At 71.6% G+C, this 5,488-nt stretch carries 5 protein-coding genes; 4 read left to right on the top strand and 1 reads right to left on the bottom strand.

Going from position 1 to position 5,488, the window contains the following annotated elements; genetic code table 11:
* Window positions 1-57 precede the first annotated feature (57 nt).
* The gene (locus tag ACWEJX_RS37250) at window positions 58-1,557 is read right to left on the bottom strand and encodes an SCO1417 family MocR-like transcription factor (RefSeq protein WP_451611842.1); all 1,500 of its coding nucleotides are present in this window, start codon (window positions 1,555-1,557) and stop codon (window positions 58-60) included.
* A gap of 139 nt (window positions 1,558-1,696) precedes the next feature.
* Here ACWEJX_RS37250 and yczE point away from each other — a divergent pair, with 139 nt between their 5' ends.
* The 4 genes from yczE (at window position 1,697) to ACWEJX_RS37270 (ending at window position 5,351) form a co-directional block, all read left to right on the top strand.
* Entirely contained in the window at window positions 1,697-2,506 is an 810-nt protein-coding gene (gene yczE / locus ACWEJX_RS37255; RefSeq protein WP_451611845.1) for a membrane protein YczE, read from the top strand.
* Window positions 2,507-2,529: 23 nt separating this feature from the next.
* Window positions 2,530-3,294, top strand: a complete 765-nt coding sequence (locus ACWEJX_RS37260) for a glycerophosphodiester phosphodiesterase (RefSeq protein ID WP_451611843.1) — start codon at window positions 2,530-2,532, stop codon at window positions 3,292-3,294.
* Window positions 3,295-3,344: 50 nt separating this feature from the next.
* The gene (locus ACWEJX_RS37265) at window positions 3,345-4,721 is read left to right on the top strand and encodes an MFS transporter (RefSeq protein ID WP_451611844.1); all 1,377 of its coding nucleotides are present in this window, start codon (window positions 3,345-3,347) and stop codon (window positions 4,719-4,721) included.
* 255 nt (window positions 4,722-4,976) lie between these two features.
* Window positions 4,977-5,351 carry an RNA polymerase-binding protein RbpA gene (locus ACWEJX_RS37270; protein ID WP_389213013.1) on the top strand — a complete coding sequence of 125 codons (375 nt, stop codon included), beginning with the start codon at window positions 4,977-4,979 and terminating at the stop codon, window positions 5,349-5,351.
* The last annotated feature ends 137 nt before the right edge of the window (window positions 5,352-5,488 follow it).

Below are 5,488 nucleotides of genomic sequence, written 5' to 3' on the forward strand. Positions count from 1 at the left end.
GCCGCACCGTCATCGGTGCGGCCGCCCTCTTCGTACGCCCTGCCGGGTACGCCGCCGTCAGGCCACGAAGGAGCGGGGGCTCTCCACGCCCGCCCCCGCGCCCGACTCGACCAGGCGGGCCGCCGCGGCGAGGCGGGCGGCCGCCTCCTCTGCGACCGGGCCGCTGACCGTGAACGGCAGCCGGACGTAGCCCTCGAAGGCGCCGTCGACGCCGAACCGCGGGCCCGAGGGGACCCGGACGCCGACCCGCTCGCCCACCTCGGCGAGCCGCGAGCCGGAGAGACCGCCGGTGCGGACCCAGAGCGTGAGGCCGCCGCGCGGCACCTCGAACTCCCAGTCGGGCAGCTCCTTGCGGACGGCGGCCACCAGGGCGTCGCGGTTCTCGCGGGCCTGGGCGCGGCGCAGGGACACGGCCTGCTCCCAGCCGCCGGTGTGCATCAGCCAGTTGACGCCGAGCTGCTCCAGGACGGGGGTGCCGAGGTCCGCGTAGGCACGGGCGGCGACGAGCGCGCGGATCACGTCGGGCGCGGCCCGCACCCAGCCGATCCGCATGCCCGCCCAGAACGCCTTGCTCGCCGAGCCCACGGTGAGCACGGTGGCACCGGCCGGGTCGAAGGCGCAGACGCGACGGGGCATCTCCAGGTCGTCGTCGAGGAACAGCTCGGTCATGGTCTCGTCGACCACGAGCACCGTGCCGGCCGAGCGCGCGGCCTCGACCAGCTGGCGTCGCTGGTCCTCGTCGGCGAGGGCGCCGGTGGGGTTGTGGAAGTCCGCGACGACGTACGCGAGGCGGGGCGCCGCGTCCCGCAGGACCTGTCGCCAGCGGGCCAGGTCCCAGCCGCGCAGCCCCTCGGCCATGGCGACGGGGACGAGCCGGGCGCCGGTCTCGCGCATGAGCTGGAGGATGTTCGCGTACGACGGGGACTCCACGGCGATCCGCTCGCCGCGGCCCGCGAAAAGGTGGCAGATCGCGTCGATGGCGCCCATGGCGCCGGTGGTGACCATGATCTGCTCGGGCATGGTGGGGATGCCGCGCTCGGTGTAGCGGTCGGCGAGCATCTGGCGCAGCGCGGGCAGCCCGGCCGGGTAGTCGCCGTGGGTGTGCGCGTACGGCGGCAGTTCCTCGAGGGCGCCCTGGACGGACCGGGTGAGCCAGGGCTCGGGCGCGGGCAGCGCGGCGCAGCCGAGGTCGATGAGGGAGCCGAGGGACTCGGGCGGCAGTGGTTCCAGGCCGCGGGCGGGCAGCGGGTTGCCGGCCGGGACGGCGGTCCAGCTGCCGGCGCCGCGCCGGGATTCCAGGAAGCCTTCGGTGCGCAGCGCCTCGTAGGCGGCGGCTACGGTGGTACGGCTGACGGTGAGGGCGAGCGCGAGCTCACGCTCGGCGGGCAGCCGGGCCGCGACCGGGACGCGTCCTTCGAGGACGAGCAGCCGGATGCCGTCGGCGAGGGCGCGGTAGGCGGGCGGCTTGCGGGCGCCGGGGGTGGCGGGCCTGGTCTGCTGGGCCTGGAGCTGCCGGGCGAGCTGCGCCGCACCCACGGCCGAAGTCCACTGGGCCATGGATATCAGTCCACCTTCCGCGAATTGGCCATGGTTGGCGTGATGCCTCCAGCCACAGAGTGGCATGCGCCAGTCCACCCGCACCACCCGGGCCCTCCTCCACGCCCTGGTCGACGCCATCACCCAAGGGGGCACTTCCTTGTCCATCGCCTCCGGTCTCCGCGGCCGACACCTCACCCGCCGGCTCGTCCAGCTCTACGCCGGCCTCACGCTCTACGGGGTCAGCTCGGCCCTGCTCGTCCGCGGCGGCCTGGGCCTGGAGCCCTGGGGCGTCCTCCACCAGGGCATCGCCGAGCGCGCCGGACTCAGCATCGGCGTCGTGTCGATCATCGTCGGCGCGATCGTGCTGCTGCTGTGGATACCCATCCGGCAGAAGCCGGGCCTCGGCACGGTCTCCAACGTCTTCGTCATCGGCCTCGCCATGGACGGCACCCTCGCGCTCGTGCCGGGCACGGACGGCCTGCCGACCGGAATCGCCCTGATGGTGCTCGGCATCGTCCTGAACGGCGTCGCGACCGGCCTCTACATAGCGGCCCGCTTCGGGCCCGGCCCGCGCGACGGTCTGATGACCGGCCTGCACCGGCTGACGGGACGGTCGATCCGGCTGGTCCGGACCGCGATCGAGGTGGCGGTGGTCGCGACGGGCTTCCTGCTCGGCGGTTCGGTGGGCGTGGGGACGGTCGTGTACGCGCTGTCGATCGGCCCGCTGGCGCAGTTCTTCCTGAAGGTGTTCGCGGTGGCGGAGCCGGATCCTGGATCCGATGTCCGGGCGGTTGGATCCGCGATCCAGGAGGCTGGATCCACGACCCCGGAGGTTGGATCCACGATCCAGGACGCCGGATCCACGAGCCCAGAGGTTGGATCCACGATCCAGGACGCCGGATCCACGATCCCGGAGGTTGGATCCAATCTTCAGGTTCCGGCGTTCAGCCCGTCTACCGTCGAGTAACCCGGGCAGGCCATACTGCGCCCGTGACTCGCGAACGCCACCCCTACCTCGACCATCCGGCCGTCCTCCCCTTCGCCCATCGCGGCGGCACGGCCGACGGCCTGGAGAACACGGCGGCCGCCTTCCGGCGGGCCGCCGCTGCCGGTTACCGCTATTTCGAGACCGACGTGCACACCACCGCGGACGGCCGGCTCGTCGCGTTCCACGACTCGACGCTGGACCGGGTCACGGACGCCAAGGGCCGGATCCGGGATCTGCCGTGGTCGGAGGTCCGGCAGGCGCGGGTGGCGGGCAAGGAGCCGCTGCCGCTGTTCGCGGACCTGCTGGACGAGTTCCCGGAGGCCCGCTGGAACGTGGACCTGAAGGCCGAGTCCGCACTGGTCCCGCTCGTCGAGCTGATCCGCAGGGCGGACGCCTGGGACCGGGTCTGCGTGGGCTCCTTCACGGAGTCCCGGATCGCGCGGGCGCACAAGCTCGCCGGGCCGCGCCTCGCGACCTCGTACGGCGTGACGGGCGTCCTGGGCCTCCGGCTGCGCTCGCTCGGGATCCCGGCGGCGCTGCGCGCGGGCGCCGTCGCCGCGCAGGTGCCGGAGCGGCAGGCGGGCCTCCCGGTGGTGGACCGCCGCTTCGTCCGGGAGGCGCACGCGCGCGGCCTGCAGGTCCACGTCTGGACCGTGAACGAACCGCAACGTATGCACGCCCTCCTGGACCTTGGCGTGGACGGCATCATGACCGATCATCTGGAGACGCTGCGCGACGTCCTCACGGACCGAGGACTGTGGTTCTGAGCGCGCGGACCACCACGGGGACCCACGGGGACGAACGAAAGGGCGCGGCCTTGACCGACGTCGACACGACCGAGCAGCGGGACGACGGCCAGGCCGCCGATCCGGCCGCCCGGCGGCGCGAGCAGCACGGCTGGTATTTCTACGACTTCGCTTGCTCGGTCTATTCGACCAGCGTCGTCACGGTCTTCCTGGGCCCTTACCTGACCGCGATCGCCAAGGCCGCGGCCGACCGGGACGGCTTCGTCCACCCGCTCGGCATCCCGGTGCGGGCCGGTTCCCTCTTCGCGTACTCCGTCTCCTTCTCCATCGTCGTCGCCGTCCTGGCGATGCCGCTGGTCGGCGCGGCGGCGGACCGTACGGGCCGGAAGAAGCCGCTGCTCGCGGCCTCGGCGTACGTGGGCGCGGCGGCCACGACCGGGATGTTCTTCCTGGACGGGCACCGCTATCTGCTCGGCGCGTTCCTGCTGATCGTGGCGAACGCGTCGCTGTCGGTGTCGATGGTGCTCTACAACGCGTACCTGCCGCAGATCGCGGAGCCGGACGAGCGGGACACGGTCTCCTCGCGCGGCTGGGCGTTCGGCTACACCTCGGGTGCGCTCGTCCTGGTGCTCAACCTGGTCCTGTTCTCCGGCCACGACTCCTTCGGCCTGTCCGAGGGCATGGCCGTGCGGATCTGTCTGGCCTCGGCCGGGCTCTGGTGGGGCGCGTTCACGCTGGTGCCGCTGCGACGGCTGCGCGACCGGCGGACCGAGCGCGCGGACGGCGGACACGGCGAGGGTGCGGTCGGCAGCGGCTGGAAGCAGCTGGCGGCGACGCTGCGGGACATGCGGCGGCATCCGCTGACGCTGTCGTTCCTGCTGGCGTACCTGATCTACAACGACGGGATCCAGACAGTGATCTCGCAGGCGTCGGTGTACGGCTCCGAGGAGCTCGGCCTGGACCAGACGACGCTGATCACCGCGGTGCTGCTCGTGCAGATCCTCGCGGTGGCGGGCGCGCTCGCGATGGGGCGGCTGGCCCGCTCGTACGGGGCGAAGCGGACCATCCTCGGCTCGCTGGGCGTGTGGACGACGATTCTGGCGGCCGGCTACTTCCTGCCCTCCGGGGCGCCGGTGGCGTTCTTCTGCCTGGCGGCGGCGATCGGCCTGGTCCTGGGCGGCAGCCAGGCGCTCTCGCGGTCGCTTTTCTCACACCTGGTGCCGCGCGGCAAGGAGGCGGAGTACTTCTCCGCGTACGAGATGAGCGACCGGGGGCTGAGCTGGCTGGGTCCGTTGGTGTTCGGTCTCGCGTATCAGCTGACCGGGAGCTACCGGGATGCCATCATCTCCCTGGTGATCTTCTTCGCCGTCGGTTCCGTGCTGCTCGCGCGGGTCCCGGTGAGGCGCGCGGTGGCCGAGGCGGGCAACCCCGTACCTGCCCGGATTTAGACGCGGAAGTGAATGGGCGGTAGTGTACGCCTTTGGCCTGCCAGGCGGACCGTTACTGCGTGCTTACTTGGTGAAGACGTTAGGTGACATCTGCTGCCAGATGTGACAAAACGGGCAATGGTGGGTACAAAAACGGGCGGCACGACGGGCGACGCATGACCGGGAACGGGAATCTTTACCGCCGACCGGACGTTGACCGGATGACGACGACAGCGACACCTGTCCTGTGGGCGACAAGCCCGGGAGGCACGATTCATGAGTGAGCGAGCTCTTCGCGGCACGCGCCTCGTGGTGACCAGCTACGAGACGGACCGCGGCATCGATCTGGCCCCGCGCCAGGCCGTGGAGTACGCATGCGAGAAGGGCCATCGTTTCGAGATGCCCTTCTCGGTCGAGGCGGAGATTCCGCCGGAGTGGGAGTGCAAGGTCTGCGGAATCCAGGCACTCCTGGTGGACGGAGACGGCCCCGAAGAGAAGAAGGCCAAGCCGGCGCGTACGCACTGGGACATGCTCATGGAGCGGCGTACCCGCGAGGAACTGGAGGAGGTGCTGGCCGAGCGGCTGGCGGTCCTTCGGTCCGGCGCCATGAACATCGCCGTGCATCCGCGCGACAGCCGGAAGTCCGCCTGACCCCAGTCGGGCGGAGGGCCGCACGGCCATAGGAGAAACGCCGCGGGGCCCGGTACACGATGCGTGTACTGAGATGTTTCACTTCCCCGCGTTCCCTCCACATGCCCTATGTGTTCAGGCATGGGTGACAGCCCATG

Source organism: Streptomyces sp. NPDC004788, assembly GCF_053601115.1.

Coding starts and splice junctions, on each gene's coding strand:
- ACWEJX_RS37250 (WP_451611842.1), bottom strand. CDS start 1,557: ATGGCCCAGTGGACTTCGGCCGTGGGTGCGGCGCAGCTCGCCCGGCAG.
- ACWEJX_RS37270 (WP_389213013.1), top strand. CDS start 4,977: ATGAGTGAGCGAGCTCTTCGCGGCACGCGCCTCGTGGTGACCAGCTAC.